Below are 21610 nucleotides of genomic sequence, written 5' to 3'. Positions count from 1 at the left end.
CCTTGGAGTGCCCCGAGGGCGGGGTTCGTTTCAGACCCCGCGGGAAACCTTCACCAGGGCGTCCAGGGCCTCATGGTCCCCCATGGCCAGCAGCACGTCCCCGGCCTCGAAAACCTCGGAGCCGGTGGGGTTGAAGCGGAGGCCCTCCATGGGCCGGTTGATGCCCACGATGAGCGCGCCGGTGCGGTCCCTCAGGCGCACCTCGCGCATGGTCTTGCCCACCAGGTAGGATTCGGGGCGCACGAGGATGTGCTCGATGGCCATCTCCATCTGCTTCTTGTCCAGGATGACGTCCACGTAGTTGAGGAGGTCCGGGGTCAGCAGGAGCGAGGCCATGCGGCGCCCGCCGATCTCGTAGGGGCTGACGATGTGGTCGGCCCCGGCGGCCTTGAGCTTGTTCTCGGTTCCCAGCTTGGTGGAGCGGGCCACGATGGAGAGGTTCGGGTTCATCTGGCGGGCCGTGAGGGTCACCAGCACGTTGTCCGCGTCGGTCTGGAGGGTGGTGATGAGGCCCCGGGCGCGGGTGATGCCGGCCCGCTCCAGGAGGACTTCGTCCATGGCGTTTCCCACCAGGAAGAGCTCGCCCTCGAACCGGGCGTTGTGGCTCTTGCTCTCGTCCTTCTCGATGAGGACGAAGGGCACCCCCACCTGCTTGAGCTCCCAGGCGGCCTGGAAGCCCGTCTTGCCGAACCCGCACACGATGATGTGGTCCTTGAGGGCGTTGAGGCGTTTCTGCATGCGTCGCTCCAGGAAGTAGCCCTTGAGGTCCCCCTCCAGCAGGAGGGCCAGGAGATTGGAAAAGGCCATGCCCACCACCACGATGCCGGTGATGATGTAGGCCATGGTGAAGACCTTGAGGGCGGGACTGGCGGGGTGGGAATCCCGGAAGCCCACCAGGGTGGTCACGGCGTAGTAGAACCCGTCCAGCCATCGCGCGTTGTCCAGGACCCGGAATCCCACCGCCCCGGCCACGGCCACGACGGTGAGCAGCCACAGGGACTGCGCCAGGCGCCGGATGGGAGGGAGCTCCTTCATGGACCCTACCCCCACCCGCCCTGGGCGAAGCGCTGGAGCTTGCCGTCGGTCTCCCGCGTGGCCAGGGCCCGCGCCACGAAGCGGCCCACGGGGTCGGCCTCGAGGTTGACCTCGGCCCCCGCTGCCATCTTCTCCAGGCGGGTGCGCCGCACCGTCTCCGGGATCAGGGCCACCGTGAACCAGTCCGTGCCGCAGTCCACCACCGTGAGGGAAAGGCCGTCCACCGCGATGGAACCCTTGGGGGCGGTCATGGGGGCCAGGGCGGGGGGCATGGAGAAGCGCCACAGGCCCTCCCCGCCGGTGCGTTCCAGGAGCCGGCCCACGCCGTCCACGTGGCCCGAGACCAGGTGCCCGTCCAGGGGGTCCCCCACGCGCAGGCTGGGCTCCAGGTGCAGGCTTTCGCCGGGGGCCAGGCGCCCCAGGGTGGTCTTCAGGAGGGTCTCCTCGGAGAGATCCGCCTGCCAGGTGCGCGGGTCCCGGCCCACCGCCGTGAGGCAGGCGCCGTTGGTGCAGATGCTGGCGCCCTCCTCGGCCCTTTCCAGGAGTTCGGGGGGGGCGGCGATGACGAGGCGGGCCCCCCCGGCGCGGGGCTGGCGGGCTTCCAGGGTTCCAAGGTGGCGTACGAGACCGGTGAACATGACTAGGGTTCCTCGGTTCCAGTTTGCAGCACGCTGTTGCGCTGGCCATAGGCAAAATAGATCACCAGGCCGATGGCGAGCCACACCACGAACCGGATCCAGGTGACCGCGGGCAGGCCCCGGGCGATCCAGATGCAGGCCAGGATCCCGGCCGGGGCCAGCACGAAGATCCAGGGCATCCGGAAGCGCCTGGGGGCCTCGGGCCGGCGCAGGCGCAGGATCATGACGGCCCCGCACACCACGGAGAAGGCGAAGAGGGTGCCGATGTTGGTGAGCTCCACGACCTCGTCGATGTTGAGCAGGGCCGCGGGCACCGCCACCAGGAGCCCGGTGAGGAAGGTGGCGTTGGCCGGCGTGCGGTGGCTGGCGCTGACCTTCCCGAACCAGGGCCCCAGGAGCCCGTCCCGGCTCATGGCCATGAAGATGCGGGGCTGGCCCACCTGGTACACCAGGAGCGCCGCCGTGGTGGCGATGACCGCCCCGAAGGAGATGACCCCGGCGACGGCGTTCATGTTGTTATGGGTGAAGATGTAGGCCAGGGGGTCGGCCTTGCCGGCCAGCTGGGTGTACTTCAGCATCCCCGTGACCACCAGGGCCACCAGGGCGTAGATGGCGGTGCAGATGCCCAGGGAGAACAGGATGCCCCGGGGCAGGCTGCGGCCCGGGTCCCGGCATTCCTCGGCCGTGGTGCTCACCGCGTCGAAGCCGATGAAGGCGAAGAAGATGATGGCCGCCCCGGCCTGGATGCCCTTGAACCCGTGGGGGGCGAAGGGGTGCCAGTTCCCCGGGTTCACGAAGCGGAAGCCGATGGCCACCACCGCCAGGAGGATGGCCACCTTGACCACCACCATGACCGCGTTGGCGCGGGCGCTCTCCTTGATTCCAAGGTAGACCAGGTAGGTGATGACCACCGTGATGACCACCGCCAGGAGGTTCATGGTGAAGGGGAAGCCGTGGACCAGGGGCGCGTCGCGGAGCACGTCCCAGTTGGCGAAGAAGGAGGCCCCGTCCAGGTGCCCCGCCCGGGCCTGGGCCAGCACCTCGAGCTTGCGGGCCACCGTGGCCGGGGGCGTCCCGGGCACCAGGGCCAGGGCGCTCCGGGGATCCATGGCGAGCCAGCCCGGGATGCGGATGTGCATGACGTTGGCCAGGAAGCTGCGGGCGTAGTCCCCCCAGGAGATGGCCACGGCCACGTTGCTGACGGCGTACTCCAGCAGGAGGTCCCAGCCGATGATCCAGGCCATGAGCTCGCCCATGGTGGCGAAGGCGTACGTGTAGGCCGAACCCGAGACCGGGATCATGGACGCCAGTTCCGCGTAGGCCAGGGCCGTGAACCCGCAGCCCACGGCCACCAGGAGGATGCTGATCACCAGGGCGGGGCCCGCGGGCCAGCGCCCATCGGCCAGGTTCCCCGCGGCGGCGGTGCCGATGCTGGAGAAGATGCCCGCGCCGATGATGGCGCCGATGCCGAACATGGTCAGGTCGAAGGTGCTGAGGTTCTTCTTGAGCTGGTGCTTGGGTTCGTCGGCCTGGGCCTGGAGGGATTCCAGGGACTTCGAGCGGAAAAGTTTTTTCAGCATGGGATGAGGTCCTGGCGTCATTCTTGGATTGTGAGGGCTGAGTTCATGGTAATGGCAAAGCGCGGCACGCGGGGAAAGACCTGAATGGACCTGTGGCGGGACAAGCGGCTGCGGCTGTCGGTGACCCGGCTGGGGGTACAGTACCTTCTCGCCATGCTCGCCATGGGCGCCGCCGCCGTGAACACGGGCAACAACCTTTTGTACCTGGTCTTCTCGCTCATGCTGGGGCTGTTCCTGGCCTCGGGCTGGGTGAGCCGGCGGGCGATCCAGGGGCTCCACCTGCGGGGGGTGGAGGAGGGCAACATCTTCGCCCGGGTGCGGGGGGGAATCCGGGTGCGGTTCCGCGACGACGCCCCCGCCCGCATGCGGGGGGTGGAGATCCACCTGGAGATGGAGGACGCCCAGGTGGAACCGGGGTTCCTGGCGGGGGGGGAAGGGCGGGGGGAGGGCGTGGCGACCCTCCACGTGAAGCCCGGGCGCCGGGGCTGGGCGGGGCTTCGCTCCGTGGAGTTCCGCACGGCCTTTCCCTTCGGGTTCCTGGAGAAGGCCTGGCGTTTCCCCCTGGAGCAGCGGGTGCTGGTCCTTCCCCACCCCCGCTCCCTCCCCCCGCGCCAGGACGCGGAAGGGGACCGGAGCCGGCCCCGGACCCGGCCGGGCTCCGCCAGCCCCGACGGGGCCAGGCCCTTCCGGGACTGGGACCCCCTGAGCCGCGTGCACTGGAAGCGCACCGCCCAGCGCGGGACCCCCTGGGTGCGCACCTTCGAGGACGAGGAATCCGCCGGGGTGCGGCTCCGGCTGGATTTGGGGGCCTGGGAGGCCGGCGGCCCCTTCGAACGGGAGCTGGAGGTGCTCTCCGGCAGCATCCTCCAGGCCCGGCTGCAGAGGCGCCAGGTCTTCCTGGACCTGCTGGGCCGGGACGGCCGGGTGGAGCTGGAGGGCTACACCCGCTGCTGGCGGGCCCTGGCCCGGGCCCGGGCCGGAGGCCTGTGCAGGGGGCCGGAAATTGACTAGGATGAATTGAATATCCGTATCGAGGTGGACATGTACTTCAACGATCCCCAGTCCCACGCGTGGGACGCCCTTGTGGAAGCGGCATGGCAGGGCTGGGAACACGCCCATGCCCCCTATTCGAAGTTCCACGTGGGCGCCGCGCTCCTGCGGGCCGGGGGCGGGATCGTGGCCGGGTGCAACGTGGAGAACGCGGCCTACCCCTCCTCCCTGTGCGCGGAGCGCACCGCCATCTGCGCCGCGGTGGCCCAGGGCATGAAGCCCGGGGAACTGTCGGCCCTGGTGGTGGTCACCGAGGCCCCCACCCTCACGCCGCCCTGCGGGGCCTGCCGGCAGGTGCTGGCGGAATTCGCGGACGACCTCCCCATCCTGCTGGTGAACCGCCACCACCGCACCCTCCACAGCCTCGCCGATCTCCTTCCCCACGCTTTCACGGTGCGGAACCTCAACGGTTGATCCATCCTTGAGCCACCCGGGGCCCCGCCCCGGTTCGAACCCCCGAGGCGCTCCATGGCCATAGACCGAGCCAAGATCCAGAAGCAGGCCGAGACCTTCATGGGCCAGGGCCGGCTCGATCGCGCCATCGACGAGTTCCTGAAGCTCATCGACGACAAGCCCGACGACTTCAACCTCCTGAACCGGGTCGGGGACGCCTACCTCCAGGCCGGCAAGGTCTCCGAGGCCATCGAGATGTTCAAGCGGGCCGGCATGGGGTTCGAGCGGGGGGGCTTCAACGCCAAGGCCAGCGCCGTCTTCAAGAAGGCCCATCGGACCCAGCCCGAGGACCTGGACATCTGCGAGCGCCTGGCCGAGCTCTACCGCCAGACCAACATGATCAAGGACGCCATCCAGATCCACATCGAGGTGGCCGAATCCTTCACCAAGAAGGGCCTGCTCAAGCGCGCCCTGGAGGAATTCGCCAAGGTCGTGGACCTGGATCCCAAGAACCTGAAGAACAAGGTGAAGCTGGCCGACCTCTACAACAAGGAGGGCATGCGGGAGAAGGCCGCCGCCATCTACCTGGAGGTGGCCGAGGCCCTGGCCCTGGAGCAGATGCACGTGGAGGCCGGGCAGATCCTGGAGCGGGCCAAGACCATGGTGTCCACGCCCCAGGTGTTCCTCACCCAGTCCCGGCTTTCGGTCATCCAGAAGGACCTCCCCGGCGCCGCGGCCCACCTGCGGGAAGGCCTCGCGGCCAATCCCCGGTCCGCGGAGCTCCTGGACGCCCTGGCGGAGGTGGAGCTGCAGTCCAAGGCCCCGGACCGGGCCCTGGAGGCCCTTTGCGAGGTGCCCCAGCTCCCGGAGAAGTCCCTGGTCCTGGCCGAGCGCGCCCTGCGGGAAATGGTGCGCAACGGCAACGTCGCCGAGGCCCTGAAGCTCTTCAAGCCCATCGGTCGCGAATTCGGCCGGCGCGGCCTGGGCGAGGCCGCCGCCAAGGCGCTGCGGGGGGGCCTCCACGGCGCCCTCAACGCAGAGGCCTGGATCCAGCTCGCCGACATCGCCCACCAGTCCGGGAACCGCGTCGAGCAGGTGGAGCACCTGCGCCGGGCCCACGCCTTCGCCCTGTCCAAGGACGACCAGGAGGTGGCGGGCCAGCTCCGTGAGCAGCTGGCCGGCATGGGCATCAAGGACCTGGACGAGGCGCCCGCGGTCATGGCCTCCCCCGCCGCGCCCACCGCGACCTTCGGCCCCGGCGCCGAGATCCCCGTGGAGCATTCGGACATCGACGTGGCCCGGCGCATGCAGATCCAGCAGCTGGAGCGGGACGCCGAGCATGCCCTCAAGAACCGGTTCATGGACCGGGCCCAGGAGACCTACAACCGGATCCTCGACCTGGACCCGGCCAACTACAACGCCATCGTGCGCATCGCCGAGATCCACCGGGGCACGGGCGTCCTGAGCAAGGTCCAGATGCACTACGTCAAGCACGCGGAAAAGCTCGCGGAACTGGGCCACAAGCCCCTCGCCACCGAGCTTCTGGACCTGGCCGAGGCCATCTTTCCCGGATCCACGCGCCTCTACCGGCGCAACCTGGGGCTCCTGGAAGCCCAGCCCCGGCCCGCCGCACCGCCCACGCCCATCGCCCTGCCGGCCCCGGTGGAGGAACTGCCGGTGCTGCCGCTGGAGCTGGAGCCCATCCAGGAGCTCCCCGCCATCGCCCTGGACCTGGACCGCTCCGGGGTGCCCACGGTCCCCGAACCCGTCCAGCCCATGGAGGCCCTGGAGCTGCCGGTTCCCCCCGAGCCGTTCATGGAGGGCTTCGACATCCCCGCCTGGGAGGTGCTGGAAGCGCCGCCCCAGCCCGTGGCCGCCACCACCGGAGCCTACCCCAGCCAGCCCGAGTACGAGTGGTCCGAGATCACCGCCGCCGGCGCCGAGGAGCTCCCCCCCCTGGAGCTGGAACCCCTGCCGTTCCCCACGGACCAGCCCGCCGAGGCCTCCGCGGAAGTGGGCCCCGAACTGGCATCGGCCCTCGCCGACATCGACTTCCAGCTGGACTACGGCAGCCCCGAGGAGGCCAAGCTCGAGATCGAGAGCGCCCTGGAGGCCAACCCCAGGCATCCCGAGCTCCTCCGGCGCCTGGACCAGGCCGAGACCGCCCTGCAGCGCCTGGGCAAGAAGGCCAGCCCCCAGGTGCTTTCCGAGGCCGATTTCGAGCACTCCTTCTTCGACCTTTCCGACGTGCTCGGCGACGCCCTGCTGGAGACCGGCGAAGGCGAGGAGATGCACGACGCCACCAACGTGGTGGAGAAGATCCAGAGCGTGGACGAGCTCTTCAACGCCTTCCGGGAGGGCGTGGAGCAGCAGGTCAAGGGCGACGACTACGACACCCACTACAACCTGGGCATCGCATACAAGGAGATGCTCCTCCTGGACCCCGCCATCGAGGAGTTCAAGAAGGCCATGCGCGACCCCGAGCGCACCCTGGAATGCTGCTCCATGCTCGCCATCTGCGAACAGGCCCAGAACAACCCCGACGCCGCCATGACCTGGCTGCGCCAGGGCATCGAGGCCCCGGGCTTCCCGCCCGAGGACGCCGTGGGCCTGCACTACGACCTGGGCGTGCTGCTGCTCGAGCAGGGCCGCCGGGACGAGGCGCTGGAGGAATTCCGCGCCGTGTCCGCGCAGGATCCCGACTACCGGGACGTGGCCCGGATGATGCACTGAAAAAAACCGGCACGGTTTCGATCCTGAGACTCTATCTTGGGAGGGTCCCGAGGCCGCGATGCCCGCTCCCGAAACCATCCTGCCCCCCCACCTGGCCCGCTACGCCGTGTCCCAGGACTACGGCGGCTACACCCCCCGGGACCAGGCCGTGTGGCGGCACATCCTCCGGCGGCTCACGGCCCACCTGAAGGACCGCGCCCACCCCAGCTACCTGGAGGGCCTCGCCGCCGCGGGCATCGGCGTGGAGCGGATCCCCAGCCTGGAGGAGATGGACGCGCGCCTCGCGCGGATCGGGTGGCGGGCCGTGGCGGTGCGGGGCTTCATCCCGCCGGCGGTGTTCACGGAGATGCAGTCCCTGGGGGTGCTGGCCATCGCCGCGGACATCCGCTCCGCGGATCACATCGACTACACCCCCGCCCCCGACATCGTCCACGAAAGCGCGGGCCACGCCCCCATCCTCGCGGACCCGCGCTATGCGGAGTACGTGAAGCGCTGCGGAGTGGCCGGCTTCAAGGCCATCGCCAGCCGGGAGGACCAGGCGGTGTACGAGGCCGTGCGCCACCTGAGCGTCGTGAAGGAGGACCCCGCCAGCACCCCGGAGGACGAAAGGCTGGCCCAGGCCCGCCTCGCCGCGGCCCAGGCCAGCCGGACCTACCCCAGCGAAAGCGTCCGGGCCAGCCGCCTCTACTGGTGGACGGCGGAGTACGGCCTCGTGGGGAGCCTGGACGACCCGCGCATCTACGGGGCCGGTCTCCTCAGCTCCCTGGGGGAGGCGTCCCACTGCCTCACCCCCGCCGTGGGGAAGCTCCCCCTTTCCCTGGACTGCGTGGACCGGGACTTCGACATCACCTCCATGCAGCCCCAGCTCTACGTCGCCCGGGACTTCGACCACCTCTTCGAGGTGCTGGACGCCTTCGAGGCCACCCTCAGCTGGAAGCGGGGCGGCCTCCACGGGCTGCGGGAGGCCCTGCGCGCGGGCACCGTCAATCACCTGGTCCTGGACACGGGGCTGGAGATCACGGGGCGGGTGGCGCGCCGGGTGGCGGGGATCGTGGGGCTGGACGGACCGGTGCTGGTGTCCCGGGCCGGGAAGGCCCAGGGGGAGCCCTGGATGGGGCAGGCCCTGGTGGCCTTCGGCGCCGGCGGGCTGCCGGAGCGGGGGCCCTTCACCCTGGAGCTGCCCGGGGGGGTGGGCCTGTCCGGGTTCCGCACCGGGAACTTTGAAACCATCGACCTCAAGGGCCACTCCCCGGGGGGGGCCCTGGACCTGCCCTCCCGGGCCCTCCTCTTCCTGGCCGGAAAGCTGCCCAGCGTGGCCGGCGGTCCGGCCGATCCCGAAACCTGGGACCGGCACTTCGGCGTCGGTCCGCCGGGGGAGGCCGAGCAACTGGCCCGGCAGCGAAAGGCCGCCTCCCTGCCGCCGGACCTGGCCGCCCTGTACGCCGAGGTGCGGGCCCTGCGCGACCGCGGGGAGGCCCCCCCCGGGCGCCTCCGGGAGATCCGCGCCGCCCTGGCCGCCTTCCCCGGGGACTGGCTCCTGGCCCAGGAGGTCGAGGAACTTCTCACCCCCGCCGCCTCACCTGGATTCCAACCGGAGGACCCATGACCTGGACCGAGAAGGACAACACCCTCGTGCGGGAGATCCGCACCCCCGATTTCATGACCTCGTTCAACATCGTGAGCCGCCTGGTGGCCCCGGCCGAGGCCCTGAACCACCATCCGGACATCGCCTTCGGGTGGGGCTACGTGCGCATCGTCCTCACCACCCACGACGCCGGGCACGTCACCGAGAAGGACCACACGCTGGCCGCTCGTTTCGACGAGGCCATCAAGCCCTTCGGCGTGTAGGTTCCGACCCCGCGGCGCCCCAGGGCTGCAGGGCCTGGGCCGCGGGCTGCACGGGCTTGCCCGGGCGCTGCAGGAGGGTCAGTTCCAGGGCGCGGCCGTCCCCGGCCGTGAGCCAGGCGCCCTCCCGGCCCCAGGCCAGGGTGCCCGGGGGGGCCCCGTCGGGCCGCAGGCCGCCCACGGCGCACACCTTGAGGGTGGTGTCCCGGAAGGGCAGCTCGGCCCCGGGCCAGGGGTGGAGCCCCCGCACCTGGCGGTGCAGGTCCAGGGCGGGCCGCGCCGGATCCAGCGGGGCCATGCCCTTGTGCAGCTTGGAGGCCACGGTGGCGCCGGCGCCGTCCTGGGGCCGGGGCTCGGCCCTGCCCGCCTCCAGGGCGGGCAGGTGTTCCAGGAGCAGGGCCGCGGCGTCCTGGGCCAGGGCCTCCAGGAGGGAATCCGCGGTGTCCGTCAGGGTGATGGGTCGGCGGGTCTGGGCCAGCACGGGGCCCTCATCCAGGCCCGGGGAGATGCGCATGAGCCCCACGCCGGTCTCCGCATCGCCGGCCAGGAGGGCGTGGTTCACGGGCGCCGCGCCCCGCCACCGGGGGAGGAGGGAGAAATGGAGGTTCCAGGCCCCCAGCCGGCAGCCGTCCAGCATCCACCGCGGCAGGATGTGCCCGTAGGCCACCACCACCGCCAGGTCGATGCCCAGGGCCTCCCAGGCCTCCCGGGTGGCGGGGTCCTTCCAGGAGAGGGGCTGGTGGACCGCCAGTCCCAGGTCCAGGGCGGCGTGCTTGACGGGGGGGGCCTCCAGGTGGCGTCCCCGGCCCTGGGGCCGGTCGGGATTGCAGAAAACCGCCGCCACCTCCCGGCTGCCCGCCAGGGCCCGGAGCACGGGCACCGCCGCCGAGGGGGTTCCCAGGAAGGCCACGCGCATGGTTCAGGCCCTCGACTTGTTGAATTTCCGCTGGAGGATCTGGCGCTTGACGGGGCCGAAGTACTCCACGAAGAGCCTTCCCCGCAGGTGGTCGATCTCGTGGCAGAAGGCCCGGGCCAGGAGCTCCTCGCCCTCCAGTTCCACCCACTCGCCCTGGGGGGTGCGGTTCCTCACCCAGACCTTCATGGGGCGTTCGAGCACTTCGTGGATGCCGGGGATGGAGAGGCAGCCCTCGGGCCCCACCTGGGACCCCTCCTCCTTCACCACTTCCGGATTGACCAGCACGATGCGGGCGGAGGGATCCGCCCCGCAGGAGGTGTCGATGACGGCAAGATTGAGATTCACGCCCACCTGGGGCGCGGCGAGCCCCACGCCCTCCTCGGCGTAGGTGGTGTCGAAGAGATCGGCCACCAGCTGGTCCAGCTCGGGGGTCCATTCCCCGATATCGCTTGAATTTATCTTCAGCCTGGGATCTCCCCAGGTGAGCACTGGTCGCACGGCCATGACACCCTCGGTCAATCAGTTTAGGACAAACAGCATTCCTTTGATAACCTAGAAGATCCTGGCCAATGGCCTGCCCGTGGAGAACCCATGCTTCGCAACTTCCGCCAAGTGTTCAAAGGCAACCAGACGCCCATGGCCGTGGTCATGATGGTGGTGCTGCTAGGCCTGGTGGCCTACCTCGCCCCGAGCGGGGCCAGCTCGGCCGCTCCGGACAACGTGCTGGCGCGGGTCTACGGGCGGGATGTCCTGAAGCGGGACGTGGATTCCATGATCGCCCAGTACGTGAAGCGCATGGGCAAGCAGGCCAATATCGAATCCCTCATGCCCATGCTGCAGCAGCAGGCCCTGGACGGCCTCATCAGCAACCAGCTCCGGCTGGAATTGGCGGAGCGCCACGATATCGTCGTCACGGACGCCGAGGTGCGCGCGGCCCTGGAGGCCCGCCTGCGCAGCATCCCCCTCTTCCTGGATGAAAAGGGCCAGCTCCGGGAATCCGGCGAAATCAACTCCGTCCTCCGGGAGAACGGCACCTCCCTCAAGCAGTGGGAGACCGAACTCGCCAGCGAACTGAGCCTGCGCAAGCTGGTGGGCCAGGCCGCGTCCCGGGTGCCCGTGGACCAGGCCTGGGTGGAGCTGGAGAACCGGGTGCGCAACGAGAAGATCAGCTTCGAGGCCGTCACCGCCTCCCCGGATCCCTCGGGGATCCCGGATCCCGGCGACGCCAAGCTGCAGGCCTTCCTCAAGGATTCCGGCGCCCGCTTCCAGGAGGGCCCCCGCCGCGTCATCTCCTACGTGTCCGTGGACGAGGCCTCCCTGGGCCTGGCCCCCGTGGACGACGCCAAGGTCAAGGCCCTGTACGAGGCCCGCAAGGCCCAGTACACCGAGCTCAAGGCCAGCCACATCCTCTTCAAGGCCGAGAGCGAGGCCCAGTTGGGCGAGGCCTTCAAGAAGGCCGGCGAACTGCGGGCCAAGCTCGTGGCCGGCCAGGACTTCGCCAAGGCCGCCGAGGCCTTCAGCGAGGATCCCAGCGCCAAGGGCAAGGGCGGGGACCTGGGGTGGTTCGCCCCCGGCCAGATGGTCAAGCCCTTCACCGACGCCGCCGCGGCCCTGAAGATCGGCGATATCAGCCAGCCCGTGAAGACCCAGTTCGGCGTGCACCTCATCCGCCTGGAAGGTCGCCGGGAGAAGCCCTTCGAGGCCGTCAAGGAGGAGCTGCGCGCCCAGATCGCCCGGGACACCTTCGCCGCCAAGGCCAAGGACAAGCTGGAGCAGCTGCGTAAGCGCGCCGGGGAGCGCGGCGACCTGGCCGCCCCGGCCCGGAACCTGGGCCTCAAGGTGGCCACCAGCAAGCCCTTCACCGCCGGTGACGCCGCCGGCCTGGAAGGTCTGCCCGGCAGCCAGGGCCTCACCGGCGAGGCCTTCCGCCTGGAGGTGGGCCAGGTGTCCAAGGTGCGCATGGCCGGCGCCTCCTACGCGGTCTTCCGCGTGCAGGAGGAACTGCCCGTGGCCGTGCCCCCCCTCGCCGATATCAAGGCCAAGGTGCTGACCGCCTGGAAGCTGGAGGAGGCCCGCACCGCCCTCCGGGCCAAGGCCGACCAGGCCGCCGGGGACCTCAAGGCCCTGGGAACCCCGGAAACCAAGGACGGCGTCACCATCCAGAGCCTGGCCGAACTGGGCCAGCACCCCGCCATCCGCAAGGCCCTCCTGGAGACCCCCGCCGGCAAGGCCACGCCCCCCTGCTGGACCCCCGACGGCAAGATCTGGGTGGCCCGCATCAAGGAGCGCACCCCCGCGGCCCCCCTCACCTTCGAGACCCGCCGCACCCTGGTGGAGGCCCTGCAGACCGGCGTGGCCGAGAAGCTCCTCACCGCTGAACTCATGACCCTGGCCGAGGAGGGCCGCAAGCGCCCGGGCTTCAGCTCCCTGTACGGCCGCTTCGGCGGCATCTGGAGGAACGAGGAAGCCCTGAAGCGCATGGGCAGCGACGTTCCGGACGCCCCCGACTTCGAATAGAAATTCCCGTCCGCGCGGGGCATACTCGGGGGTCCAGCCTCCGGAGCCCCCCATGACCCTCAGCGGGAAGACCCTCTTCATCACCGGCGCCACCCGGGGCATCGGCCTCGCCATCGCCCTGCGCGCCGCCCGGGACGGGGCGCGGGTGGCGGTTTTCGGCAAGACCGCCGAGGCCCATCCCAGGCTTCCGGGCACCGTGTTCTCCGCCGCCGAGGCCGTGGAGGCCGCCGGGGGCCGGGCCCTGCCCATCGTGGGCGACGTGCGCAGCGAGGAGCAGGTGCTGGCCGCCGTGGCCCACACCGTGGAGGCCTTCGGGGGCCTGGATATCCTGGTGAACAACGCCAGCGCCATCTCCCTCACCGGCACCCTGGCCACGGACCTGAAGCGCTGGGACCTCATGCACCAGGTGAACGCCCGGGGCACCTTCCTGTGCTCCAAGGCCTGCCTGCCGCACCTCCTGAAGGCCGACAATCCCCACATCCTGACCCTCTCCCCGCCCCTGGACCTGCGCCCCAAGTGGTTCGCCCCGCACGTGGCCTACACCACCGCCAAGTACGGCATGAGCCTGTGCACCCTGGGCATGGCCCAGGAGCTGGCCCCGGACGGGGTCGCCGTGAATTCCCTGTGGCCCCTCACCACCATCGACACCGCGGCGGTGCGGAACCTCCTGGGCGGGGAGCAGCTGGCCAACGCCAGCCGCAGGCCCGAGATCATGGCCGACGCCGCCGCCGCGATCCTCCAGCGCCCCTCCCGCACCTGCACGGGCAACTTCTTCATCGACGAGGAGGTCCTGCGGGCCGAGGGGGTGACGGATTTCTCCGGCTACGCCGTGGTGCCCGGAGCGCCTCTGGTGGCGGACTTCTTCCTTCCCGACGCGGTGCGGGAGGCCTCGGACACCGCCCTGGTGGTCCTGGGTTGAGCGAGGAGCCTGTCCAAGTAATATTCGGCCCCGCGATGGTGGCACCGGCCATGGCAAGACAAGGCCCGCGAGGAGGGCGATTAGGTTAATCGTTCGACGAGCGGAACGCGGGATTGCCGTGGCCGCTGCCACCACCGAAGGCGGCGTCTGGAGGCCCGCCTGTCGTGCGCAAGTCCCTTGAAAATATGACCTATATTTCCTGCGGGCCTTGCGCTCGATAATCGGGCCTCCAGACGCCGTCGCGGGGCCGAATATTACTTGGACAGGCTCCTACCGGATCACGTCGCAGCCCATGTAGGCCTGCAGCGCCTTGGGGATCCTCACGCTCCCGTCGGGCTGCTGGTAGTTCTCCAGGATGGCCACCCAGGTGCGGCCCACGGCCAGGCCGCTGCCGTTGAGGGTGTGCAGGGGCTGCGGCTTGCCGCCCGCGGCGCGGAAGCGGATATTGGCGCGCCGGGCCTGGAAGTCCCCGAACCAGCTGCAGGAGCTGATTTCCCGGTAGGTGTTCTGGCTGGGCAGCCACACCTCGAGGTCGAAGGTCTTGCGGCTGGAGAAGCCCATGTCGCCGCTGCACAGCAGCACCCGCCGGTAGGGCAGCTCCAGGGCCTCCAGGATGCGCTCGGCCTCGCGGGTGAGGTTCTCCAGTTCCTCCAGGGCCTGCTCGGGGGTGGCGAAGGCCACCAGCTCCACCTTGTGGAACTGGTGCTGGCGGATGATGCCCTTGGTGTCCTTGCCGTAGCTGCCGGCCTCGCTGCGAAAGCAGGGGGTGAAGGCGAAGTGGCGCAGGGGGAGTTCCTCCCCGGGCAGGATCTCCTCGCGGTACATGTTCGTCACGGGCACTTCCGCCGTGGGGATCAGGTAGAGCGGATCCTCGCCCCGGTAGGTCTTGAAGAGGTCCTGCTCGAACTTGGGCAGCTGGCCGGTGCCGTACATGCACTCCGGAAGCACCAGGTACGGCGGGAGCACTTCGGTCCAGCCGGCCTGGGCGTGCAGGTCCGCCATGAACGAGACCAGGCTTCGCTCCAGCTTGGCGCCCAGGCCCTTGAGGATGGAGAACCGCGCCCCGCTGAGCTTGGCGGCGCGGTCCAGGTCCAGGATGCCCAGCCTCGTGCCCAGGTCCACGTGGTCCAGGGGCTTCTCCATGGCCGCGGGGGTGCCCCAGCGCTTGATCTCCACGTTGGCGTGCTCATCCCTGCCCACCGGCACGGTCTCGTGGGGCAGGTTGGGCAGCGTGGCCATGAAGGCCTTGAAGGCGGCCTCGGCCTCCTTTTCGGCGGTCTCCAGGGCCTTGAGCCTTTCCCCCACCTCGCGCTGGGCGGCGATGAGGTGGCTGGCGTCCTCCTTGGCGCGCTTGAGGCGGGCCACTTCGTCCGACACCCGGTTGCGCTCGCCCTTGAGGGCCTCGGCCTCCTGGATGACGCGCCGGCGCGCCGCGTCCAGCTCCTGGTAGGCCTCCTGGTCGAAGGTCACGCCCCGCCTGGCCAGGCCCTGCACCACGGTTTCCAGGTCGTTGCGGAGAAGGGCGGCGTCGAGCATGGCGGATCCTCAAGGGTGGAGGACCAGTGTATCAGACGGGCTCTCCGGCCCAGGAGACCTGGAAGGCGCGCCGGATCTCGTCCGTGGTGAAACCCGCGCCCAGCGCCAGGGAGAGCTTGGCCAGGGCCGCCCAGGGCGTGTGCCGGCCCCCGGAGATGGCGCCCATGGCCTGGGCCCGGCGGCCCAGGTCGTAGGTGGCGAGGTCCACGCCGCCCGATGCGCATTGGCTGATGATGACCACCGGCAGGTCCAGGGCTTCGCAGTGCCGGAAGAGATCCCGCAGATCGGGGCGGTCCATGGGGAGGTTGCCGGCCCCGAAGGCCCGGATGAGCACACCGCGGCAGGACCGGTCCGGCAGGCGCCAGGGCATGCCGGGGAAGGGGGCGTAGATCTCGATGGCCGATTCCAGCGCCGGTCCGATGCCCGGCGGCACCTGGCGCGGGAACGCCCCCGCGTGGGGGTGGACCTGCACGTGGAGGCCCAGTTCCGCCAGGGGCGGCAGGTTGGGGGATTCGAAGGCCTCGTACCGGTGCACGCTCACCTTGTCCGCGGCCACGCCGCGAAGCCAGTGGTCCCCGAAGCAGATGCCCACCTCGTCGACCCCCCGGGCCGCGAGGGTCACCGCGTCCACCAGGTTGCCCCGGGCGTCGCTGCGCACGTAGGCCAGGGGCCGCTGGCTGCCCGTGAGCACCACCGGCCGGCCCAGGTCCGCCAGGAGGAAACCCAGCACGGAGGCCGTGTAGGCCATGGTGTCGGTGCCGTGGATGAGCACGATGCCGTCGCAGGAGGCGGCCTCGTGCCGGATGAGCCGGGCCAGGAGGAGGATGTCCTCCGGTTCCGTGGTGGCCGAATCCTGGTTGAAGGCCACCGCCATGCGCAGATCGGCCAGCTCCCGCAGCTCGGGCACCTGATCGAGGATGCGGTCCAGGGAAGGTCCCGGCGCGAGGCTGTCATCCTCCCCGGGCCCCATGCCCAGGGTGCCGCCCGTGTGGATGAGGGATACGGTGCGCGTGGTCATTCCCCCAGTCTAATGGAAAAGGGCGCCCGGTTTCCCGGGCGCCCTTCAGGTACTACGCGGTTCCGTCTGAACTAGAAGCGGAAGCCGGTGGAGACGGCGATGGTGCGGCCCGTGCCGTAGTCGGCGGACTGGCGGGGCTTGCCGAAGGTCGTGGGATTGGCCTTGACCCAGGGGGCATCCAGGGAGGAGGCCGCGGTGTAGTTGGTGTCCCAGGCGATGATCTGCTGGTGGTTCAGGATGTTGCCGATGTTCGCCTTGAAGAAGCCCGTGACGGCCTTGGAGGCCACCTTGAAGATGGTGAATTCGTGGGTCAGGGCAAGATCGAGGTAGACGGCGGTGGGGAACACGCCTTCCATGCGGCGGCCACCCTCATACTGGGTGAAGCTGCTGCCGAACTGATCGCTGAGGGCGGGGTTCAGGGCGGCGATGTTGTCGATGGAGCGGCTCTTGCTGTAGTGCAGGCCCGTATCCTGGCGGTAGACAAGGCCGAGGGTGGTCTTGCCGTACTGGTTGGTCATGGCACGGGAGGCGGTGGCGCGGATGCGGAGGGGCACATGGCCCTGGAGGTAGCCGTAGGGCGTGGTGATGGAGGGATCATACATCTGCACGCCGTCCTGCACCGTGAAGTTCTTCAGGCCAGCGCCGGCGGCGGGGCTGTTGGTGGCCTCACCCTCGTAGTTGCCCTTCAGGCTGCTCCAGGTGGCGGTGCCGATGAACTGCCATTCGTCCCGCTGCAGGGTGGTTTCCAGTTCCATCCCCTTGTACTCGCGCTTGGCGACATCGCTGTTTTCCCAGACGCGCATGTAAAGATCGCTTCCGTCGGGGGCGGTCACATGGCCGGAGTCGCCGGTCTTGTAGTCGAAGAGGTTCTTCCACTTCTTGTTGACGAAGGTGACCTTGATGGAACCGGCGCCAATGGCGGGGGTGTTGTAGAAGTACTGGCCGGCGACCTGCGTCTCATCCACGGTGGGGTTCTTCAGGTTCGAGGAGAGGGAGACGTTCAGGGTGGGGTCGTTGTAGTAGGCGAACTTCGTGAAGTCGTAGTTGGTGCGGACCGTCGCGAGGTTGGTGATGTAGGCGAAGGTCTGGTAGGTGGTGAGGCCGCCGGGGCCAATGTAGGGGTGATCGATCTCGGTGGGGTTGCCCTGCTTGGTCACCGAGTTGGTGATGCCCTCGAGCACCTTGGAGTTGTAGCGGGCCCAGGCGGCGCTGAAGAGCCAGTTGCCATCGCCGAGGAGATCGTACTTCATGCCGAGGCGAGGGGACAGGCCGCTGGCGGAGGCCGTGGACTTGCCGGACTCGTTTTCCGCCTTGAACTTGTCGAAGCGCAGGCCCACGTTGAAGCTCAGGTGCTTGTCGACGGTCCACTTGTCGTTGATGTAGACGGCCTGGGAGAAGTTGTGGGCTTCGCCGTCACCGCTGATCCATTCCCAGACGTCGCGGGGGCGGGCTTCCCAGATGCCAGCGACCTGGCCGTTGAGGGAGGGCCGGGTGACGCCGAAGGTGAAGCCGGTGGCGGACTGTTCGTTGCGGGCCTTGGAGATGCCCTTGTAGTAGTCGACGCCCATGTCGGTGGTGTGGCTGCCGGCGCCGTCCCAGAACATGCTGACCTTGGCGTTGAAGGTCTGGTTGTTGCGGTTGTCGCCGCCGTCGTTCGAGTTGAAGATACCGTTGTTGAGGTAGCCACCCACGCCGGAGCTGTAGTTGTAGATCGGGCTGCCGTTGGCCGCGTCGGCGCCAGCGGAGTACTTCTGCTTCTTGCGGCCGATCTTCATTTCGGACGTGATGGTGTTGGACCAGATGGCGCGCCACTGCAGGTTCAGGAACTCGCTGGTGCTGACCTGGGGCACGAGGGCGGTGGTCATGGCCGCGCTGTAGTTGCGGTTGACGTCATCGGTGCGGGAGTTGTTGAAGGACGAAACCAGGGTGTGGTTCTGGTTGAGGGCCCAGGTCAACTTGATCTGGCGGCGGATTTCCTTCGACCGCGTGACATAGGGGGCGTTGAAGCCCACGAGGCCGGTCTGATCGTTGTTGGAGATGACGGGGTTGGAACCCACCCGGTTGCCCAGGTCAAAGGTGATGGTGCTGGCGCCGGTCTGATCGGTGGAGAAGAAGCTGCCGGAGAACCACAGCTTGTCCTTGATGATGAAGCCGGAGAGGGAGATCGTCTTCTCTTCGTTCATCGTGTTTGGGAAGGAGCCACGGGGGTCCTTCGGATTGTAGGCATTCCAGGCGGAGTCCTTCAGTTCCCAGCGGAGCTGGCCAGCGAATTCGTTGCCGCCGGAACGGGTGATGGCGTTCAGAACGCCGCCGTCCACATCGCCGTACTCGGCGGAGATGGCACCGGTGATGACCTGGATCTCCTCGATGGAGTCGTCGATGAGGCGGACGCCGCGGTTGTTGTAGGCGTTGTCGGAAATGTTCTGGCCGTCCAGCAGGTAGAGGTTGCCGGAAGTCATGGCGCCGCGGATCTGGACGCGGTTGCCGACGCCGGTGGTGACGCCGGGGGTCAGGAGGGCGACGCCTTCCATCGTGCGGGCGTTGGGCAGGGCGTCGACGGCGTCCAGGGAGTAGTTGGAAGCGGTCTTGACGTCGGTGCGGTCAACGGCGGCGGCGGTGGCGACCACTTCCACGACCGCAGCGGCGGTCTTGGCCATGGTGAACCGGGGCTGGTAGGTCTGGTCGATGCCGATCTTCTCGGACGTCTTGATGGTCTGGAAGCCGGCCTTGGTGATGGTGATGGTGTACTGGCCGGGAGGCAGCAGCCGGGTGATGAACCGGCCCTTTTCGTCGGTCTGCAGGACGCGGGGGCCCTGGAGGCTGCTGGAGACGAGGTTGACCGTGGCGCCCACAACCGCGGCCCCGTTCTGGTCGACGAGGCTCCCGGTGATGCTGGACGTCTGCGTGCCCTGGGCGGCGAGGGTCACGGAACCCACGACGATCAGCGCGGCGATACGGCCGAAGTTTTCGATTCTACGATGCATGAGCATCCTCCTGTTTGGGGTTAGCGTTAGCGATAAGTGGATATATCACTTCGCTTAGGGGTTAATTCCGGGGGATCAAAGACGTCAAGGCCTTTCCCCGGCCCATTATTGGAAAATATCAGGTGACCTAAGTAGGGTGACCCATGCTAGCACGGGTCCGAAAGTTCCCCAATCTTGTTTTCTTTTTTTGGGGGATGTTAATTTTTGTTAAGGATTGGAAATAGGGAAAATATCAAATTCTGTCAAGCCCCCGAGTGAGCTGGATCACAGACCGCCCGGGGCCCCTTCAGGGCCGGGGAGTGGCGTTGAGCAGGGCCTTGATGACGTCGTCTGTGGTCACCCCGTCGGCCTCGCTCTCGTAGGTGAGGAGGAGCCGGTGCCGGAGCACGTCCGGCGCCAGGGCCGCCACGTCCTCCGGGAGCACGTGGTCCCGGCCGGAAAGGTGGGCCAGGGCCTTGGCGGAGGCCTGGAGGGCCAGGGAGGCCCGGGGGGAGGCGCCGCAGCGGAGCAGTTCCCGGCCCTTCCAGGCCTTGCCGTGGCCGGGGCGGGTGGCCTGGACCATGCGGACGATGTAGTTTCGGATGGCCTCGTCCAGCCGGACCTTGCGGGCCTGGACCCCCGCTTCCAGGATGCCCTCGCCGGTCATGAGGGGCAGGACGGGCTCCTCGTGGCCGTCTGCCCGGCGCAGCACCTCCCCCTCGTCCTGGAGGCTGGGGTAGTCGATGCGGAGCTTGAAGAGGAAGCGGTCCATCTGGGCTTCGGGCAGGGGGAAGGTGCCCTCCTGCTCCAGGGGGTTCTGGGTGGCCAGCACCAGGAAGGGGTCCGGCAGGGGGAAGCTCTCCTCGCCCAGGGTCACCTGGCGCTCCTCCATGGCCTCCAGGAGGGCCGACTGCACCTTGCTGGGGGCCCGGTTGATCTCGTCGGCCAGGAGCAGGTTGGCGAAGATGGGGCCCTTCTTGGGGGTGAAGGTGAGGTTCCGGGGGTCGAAGACCAGGGTGCCCACGACGTCCGAGGGCAGCAGGTCCGGGGTGAACTGGATGCGCCGGAAGTGCATGCGGCTCGCCGCCGCAAGGGTCTTGACGGTGCGGGTCTTGGCCAGGCCCGGCAGGCCCTCCAGGAGCACGTGCCCGGGCACCAGCAGGGCCACCAGAAGCCGGTTCAGGAGCTGCGGCTGGCCGACGATGACCTTCCGGCACTCGTGCAGAAGGGTATCGAGGGGTCGGTGGGCGGGAGCGGGGGCCATGGGATCGTCCGGGGTTCCAGCTATCGTGGAGCTTGCCGGGGAAAACTGCAATATGGGGATCGGTACCTTTATATATAGATGCGGATCCCCTCAGGCCTCCAGTTGCTGGAGCCTTTCGGCCTCGTGGGCGGCCCGCAGGGGCTCCAGGATGGGCTCGATCATGCCCTGCATGAAGGAATCCAGCTGGTGGATGGTGACGTTGACCCGGTGGTCCGTGACCCGGCCCTGGGGGAAGTTGTAGGTGCGGATCTTCTCCGAGCGGTCCCCGGAGCCCACCTGGGTCTTGCGCAGGCTGGCCTCGGCCTGGTCCACCTCGGCCTGGGCCTTCTCCAGGAGGCGCGAGCGGAGCACGGTCATGGCCTTGGCCATGTTCTTGAGCTGGCTGCGCTCGTCCTGGCACTGCACCACGGTGTTGGTGGGCAGGTGGGTGAGGCGCACGGCGGAGTAGGTGGTGTTCACGCTCTGGCCGCCCTTGCCGCCGGAGCAGAAGGTGTCGATGCGCAGGTCCTCCTTCTTCACCTCGATGTCCACCTCGTCGGCCTCGGGCATGACGGCCACGGTGCAGGCCGAGGTGTGGATGCGGCCCTGGGTCTCGGTCTTGGGCACCCGCTGCACCCGGTGGACGCCGCTTTCGAACCGGAAGAGGGAGTAGGCCCCGGCCCCCTCCACCTCGGCCACCACTTCCCGCAGGCCGCCCTGGTCCGCCTCGCTCTCGCTGAGCACCGACACCCGGTAGCCCCGGCGCTCCGCGAAGCGCACGTACATCCGGAAGATCTCCGCCGCGAAGAGGGCGGCCTCCTCCCCCCCGGTACCGGCCCGCACCTCCAGGATGACGTTGCGCTCGTCCTTGGGGTCCTTGGGCACCAGCAGCTGGCGCAGGGCGGCCTCCCCGGCCAGGATGGCCTCCTTGAGCTCGGGGATCTCCAGGCCGGCCATCTCGCGCAGCTCGGCGTCCTGGGTCTTGTCGGCCAGGATCTGCTCGGCCTCCTCCAGCTGGCGCAGCCGGGTGCGCTGGAGGTGCCAGGCCTCCACCACGGGCTCCAGCTCGGAGCGCAGCTTGGTGAGCTCCCGCAGCCGCTTCATGTCGCTGACGACGGCGGGGTCCTGGAGCTGGGCTTCGATCTCCTGGTACTTGGCATCGAGGGATTCAAGCTGGTCGAGCATGGGTCACCCACACATACAAAAAAAGAACGGGCCGAGGAT

Annotated in this window: 17 protein-coding genes; 7 read left to right on the top strand and 10 right to left on the bottom strand. The window is 68.9% G+C overall.

All coding sequences use genetic code 11. The features are described 5' to 3' along the window. Positions 1-30 precede the first annotated feature (30 nt). Genes R2J76_RS18265 through R2J76_RS18255 form a run of 3 tightly spaced genes read right to left on the bottom strand, consistent with a single transcriptional unit; the run spans position 31 to position 3253 of the window. A complete protein-coding gene (locus R2J76_RS18265; protein WP_316413088.1) occupies positions 31-1035 on the bottom strand; it encodes a potassium channel family protein in 1005 nt (334 codons plus the stop codon). A gap of 5 nt (positions 1036-1040) precedes the next feature. Next, entirely contained in the window at positions 1041-1673 is a 633-nt protein-coding gene (locus tag R2J76_RS18260) for a riboflavin synthase (RefSeq protein ID WP_316413087.1), read from the bottom strand. Positions 1674-1675: 2 nt separating this feature from the next. After that, positions 1676-3253, bottom strand: coding sequence for an amino acid permease (locus R2J76_RS18255; RefSeq protein ID WP_316413086.1), 1578 nt, complete (start codon positions 3251-3253; stop codon positions 1676-1678). 84 nt (positions 3254-3337) lie between these two features. On the opposite strand from R2J76_RS18255, the gene R2J76_RS18250 reads away from it, so the two are divergent. Genes R2J76_RS18250 through R2J76_RS18230 form a run of 5 tightly spaced genes read left to right on the top strand, consistent with a single transcriptional unit; the run spans position 3338 to position 9277 of the window. Next, the gene (locus tag R2J76_RS18250) at positions 3338-4264 is read left to right on the top strand and encodes a DUF58 domain-containing protein (RefSeq protein WP_316413085.1); all 927 of its coding nucleotides are present in this window, start codon (positions 3338-3340) and stop codon (positions 4262-4264) included. A gap of 6 nt (positions 4265-4270) precedes the next feature. Then, positions 4271-4717 carry a cytidine deaminase gene (locus R2J76_RS18245; RefSeq protein WP_316413084.1) on the top strand — a complete coding sequence of 149 codons (447 nt, stop codon included), beginning with the start codon at positions 4271-4273 and terminating at the stop codon, positions 4715-4717. Between the two features lie 54 nt (positions 4718-4771). Further along, positions 4772-7429 (top strand): tetratricopeptide repeat protein, encoded by a 2658-nt coding sequence (locus tag R2J76_RS18240; protein WP_316413083.1) that lies wholly within the window; start codon positions 4772-4774, stop codon positions 7427-7429. A gap of 58 nt (positions 7430-7487) precedes the next feature. Continuing rightward, positions 7488-9035: an aromatic amino acid hydroxylase gene (locus R2J76_RS18235; RefSeq protein ID WP_316413082.1), complete on the top strand. Its 1548-nt coding sequence runs from the start codon at positions 7488-7490 to the stop codon at positions 9033-9035. Continuing rightward, positions 9032-9277 carry a 4a-hydroxytetrahydrobiopterin dehydratase gene (locus tag R2J76_RS18230; protein WP_316413081.1) on the top strand — a complete coding sequence of 82 codons (246 nt, stop codon included), beginning with the start codon at positions 9032-9034 and terminating at the stop codon, positions 9275-9277. The genes R2J76_RS18235 and R2J76_RS18230 overlap by 4 nt, the downstream gene beginning before the upstream one ends. Here the strand turns inward: R2J76_RS18230 and R2J76_RS18225 are convergent. Further along, positions 9258-10190 carry a methionyl-tRNA formyltransferase gene (locus tag R2J76_RS18225; protein WP_316413080.1) on the bottom strand — a complete coding sequence of 311 codons (933 nt, stop codon included), beginning with the start codon at positions 10188-10190 and terminating at the stop codon, positions 9258-9260. The genes R2J76_RS18230 and R2J76_RS18225 overlap by 20 nt on opposite strands. A 3-nt stretch (positions 10191-10193) precedes the next feature. Further along, complete coding sequence (def, locus tag R2J76_RS18220; protein ID WP_316413079.1) at positions 10194-10694, bottom strand: peptide deformylase; 501 nt, start codon at positions 10692-10694, stop codon at positions 10194-10196. Between the two features lie 87 nt (positions 10695-10781). Here def and R2J76_RS18215 point away from each other — a divergent pair, with 87 nt between their 5' ends. Together R2J76_RS18215 and R2J76_RS18210 are read left to right on the top strand one after the other, a co-directional pair. After that, positions 10782-12707 carry a peptidylprolyl isomerase gene (locus R2J76_RS18215; RefSeq protein WP_316413077.1) on the top strand — a complete coding sequence of 642 codons (1926 nt, stop codon included), beginning with the start codon at positions 10782-10784 and terminating at the stop codon, positions 12705-12707. A 52-nt stretch (positions 12708-12759) separates the two neighbouring features. Further along, positions 12760-13626, top strand: coding sequence for an SDR family oxidoreductase (locus tag R2J76_RS18210; protein ID WP_316413076.1), 867 nt, complete (start codon positions 12760-12762; stop codon positions 13624-13626). A 270-nt stretch (positions 13627-13896) separates the two neighbouring features. Here R2J76_RS18210 and serS read toward each other — a convergent pair whose 3' ends face one another. From serS to prfA, 5 genes are all read right to left on the bottom strand, one after another. Further along, a complete protein-coding gene (serS, locus tag R2J76_RS18205; protein ID WP_316413075.1) occupies positions 13897-15162 on the bottom strand; it encodes a serine--tRNA ligase in 1266 nt (421 codons plus the stop codon). Positions 15163-15193: 31 nt separating this feature from the next. Beyond that, positions 15194-16180, bottom strand: coding sequence for an asparaginase (locus R2J76_RS18200; protein WP_316413074.1), 987 nt, complete (start codon positions 16178-16180; stop codon positions 15194-15196). A gap of 71 nt (positions 16181-16251) precedes the next feature. Next, a complete protein-coding gene (locus R2J76_RS18195; protein WP_316413073.1) occupies positions 16252-19164 on the bottom strand; it encodes a TonB-dependent receptor in 2913 nt (970 codons plus the stop codon). Positions 19165-19450: 286 nt separating this feature from the next. After that, the gene (locus R2J76_RS18190) at positions 19451-20407 is read right to left on the bottom strand and encodes an AAA family ATPase (protein WP_316413072.1); all 957 of its coding nucleotides are present in this window, start codon (positions 20405-20407) and stop codon (positions 19451-19453) included. Between the two features lie 90 nt (positions 20408-20497). Beyond that, entirely contained in the window at positions 20498-21571 is a 1074-nt protein-coding gene (gene prfA, locus R2J76_RS18185; RefSeq protein WP_316413071.1) for a peptide chain release factor 1, read from the bottom strand. Positions 21572-21610 lie beyond the last annotated feature (39 nt).

Origin of the sequence: Mesoterricola silvestris, from assembly GCF_030295405.1 — a bacterium.
In the GTDB taxonomy this organism is placed as follows: Bacteria; Acidobacteriota; Holophagae; order Holophagales; family Holophagaceae; genus Mesoterricola; species Mesoterricola silvestris.
Note: the sequence above shows the minus strand (reverse complement) of the source record. Positions and strands in the feature narration are given on the sequence as shown.

Coding starts and splice junctions, on each gene's coding strand:
- R2J76_RS18265 (WP_316413088.1), bottom strand. CDS start 1,035: ATGAAGGAGCTCCCTCCCATCCGGCGCCTGGCGCAGTCCCTGTGGCTG.
- R2J76_RS18260 (WP_316413087.1), bottom strand. CDS start 1,673: ATGTTCACCGGTCTCGTACGCCACCTTGGAACCCTGGAAGCCCGCCAG.
- R2J76_RS18255 (WP_316413086.1), bottom strand. CDS start 3,253: ATGCTGAAAAAACTTTTCCGCTCGAAGTCCCTGGAATCCCTCCAGGCC.
- R2J76_RS18250 (WP_316413085.1), top strand. CDS start 3,338: ATGGACCTGTGGCGGGACAAGCGGCTGCGGCTGTCGGTGACCCGGCTG.
- R2J76_RS18240 (WP_316413083.1), top strand. CDS start 4,772: ATGGCCATAGACCGAGCCAAGATCCAGAAGCAGGCCGAGACCTTCATG.
- R2J76_RS18235 (WP_316413082.1), top strand. CDS start 7,488: ATGCCCGCTCCCGAAACCATCCTGCCCCCCCACCTGGCCCGCTACGCC.
- R2J76_RS18230 (WP_316413081.1), top strand. CDS start 9,032: ATGACCTGGACCGAGAAGGACAACACCCTCGTGCGGGAGATCCGCACC.
- R2J76_RS18225 (WP_316413080.1), bottom strand. CDS start 10,190: ATGCGCGTGGCCTTCCTGGGAACCCCCTCGGCGGCGGTGCCCGTGCTC.
- def (WP_316413079.1), bottom strand. CDS start 10,694: ATGGCCGTGCGACCAGTGCTCACCTGGGGAGATCCCAGGCTGAAGATA.
- R2J76_RS18215 (WP_316413077.1), top strand. CDS start 10,782: ATGCTTCGCAACTTCCGCCAAGTGTTCAAAGGCAACCAGACGCCCATG.
- R2J76_RS18210 (WP_316413076.1), top strand. CDS start 12,760: ATGACCCTCAGCGGGAAGACCCTCTTCATCACCGGCGCCACCCGGGGC.
- serS (WP_316413075.1), bottom strand. CDS start 15,162: ATGCTCGACGCCGCCCTTCTCCGCAACGACCTGGAAACCGTGGTGCAG.
- R2J76_RS18200 (WP_316413074.1), bottom strand. CDS start 16,180: ATGACCACGCGCACCGTATCCCTCATCCACACGGGCGGCACCCTGGGC.
- R2J76_RS18195 (WP_316413073.1), bottom strand. CDS start 19,164: ATGCATCGTAGAATCGAAAACTTCGGCCGTATCGCCGCGCTGATCGTC.
- R2J76_RS18190 (WP_316413072.1), bottom strand. CDS start 20,407: ATGGCCCCCGCTCCCGCCCACCGACCCCTCGATACCCTTCTGCACGAG.
- prfA (WP_316413071.1), bottom strand. CDS start 21,571: ATGCTCGACCAGCTTGAATCCCTCGATGCCAAGTACCAGGAGATCGAA.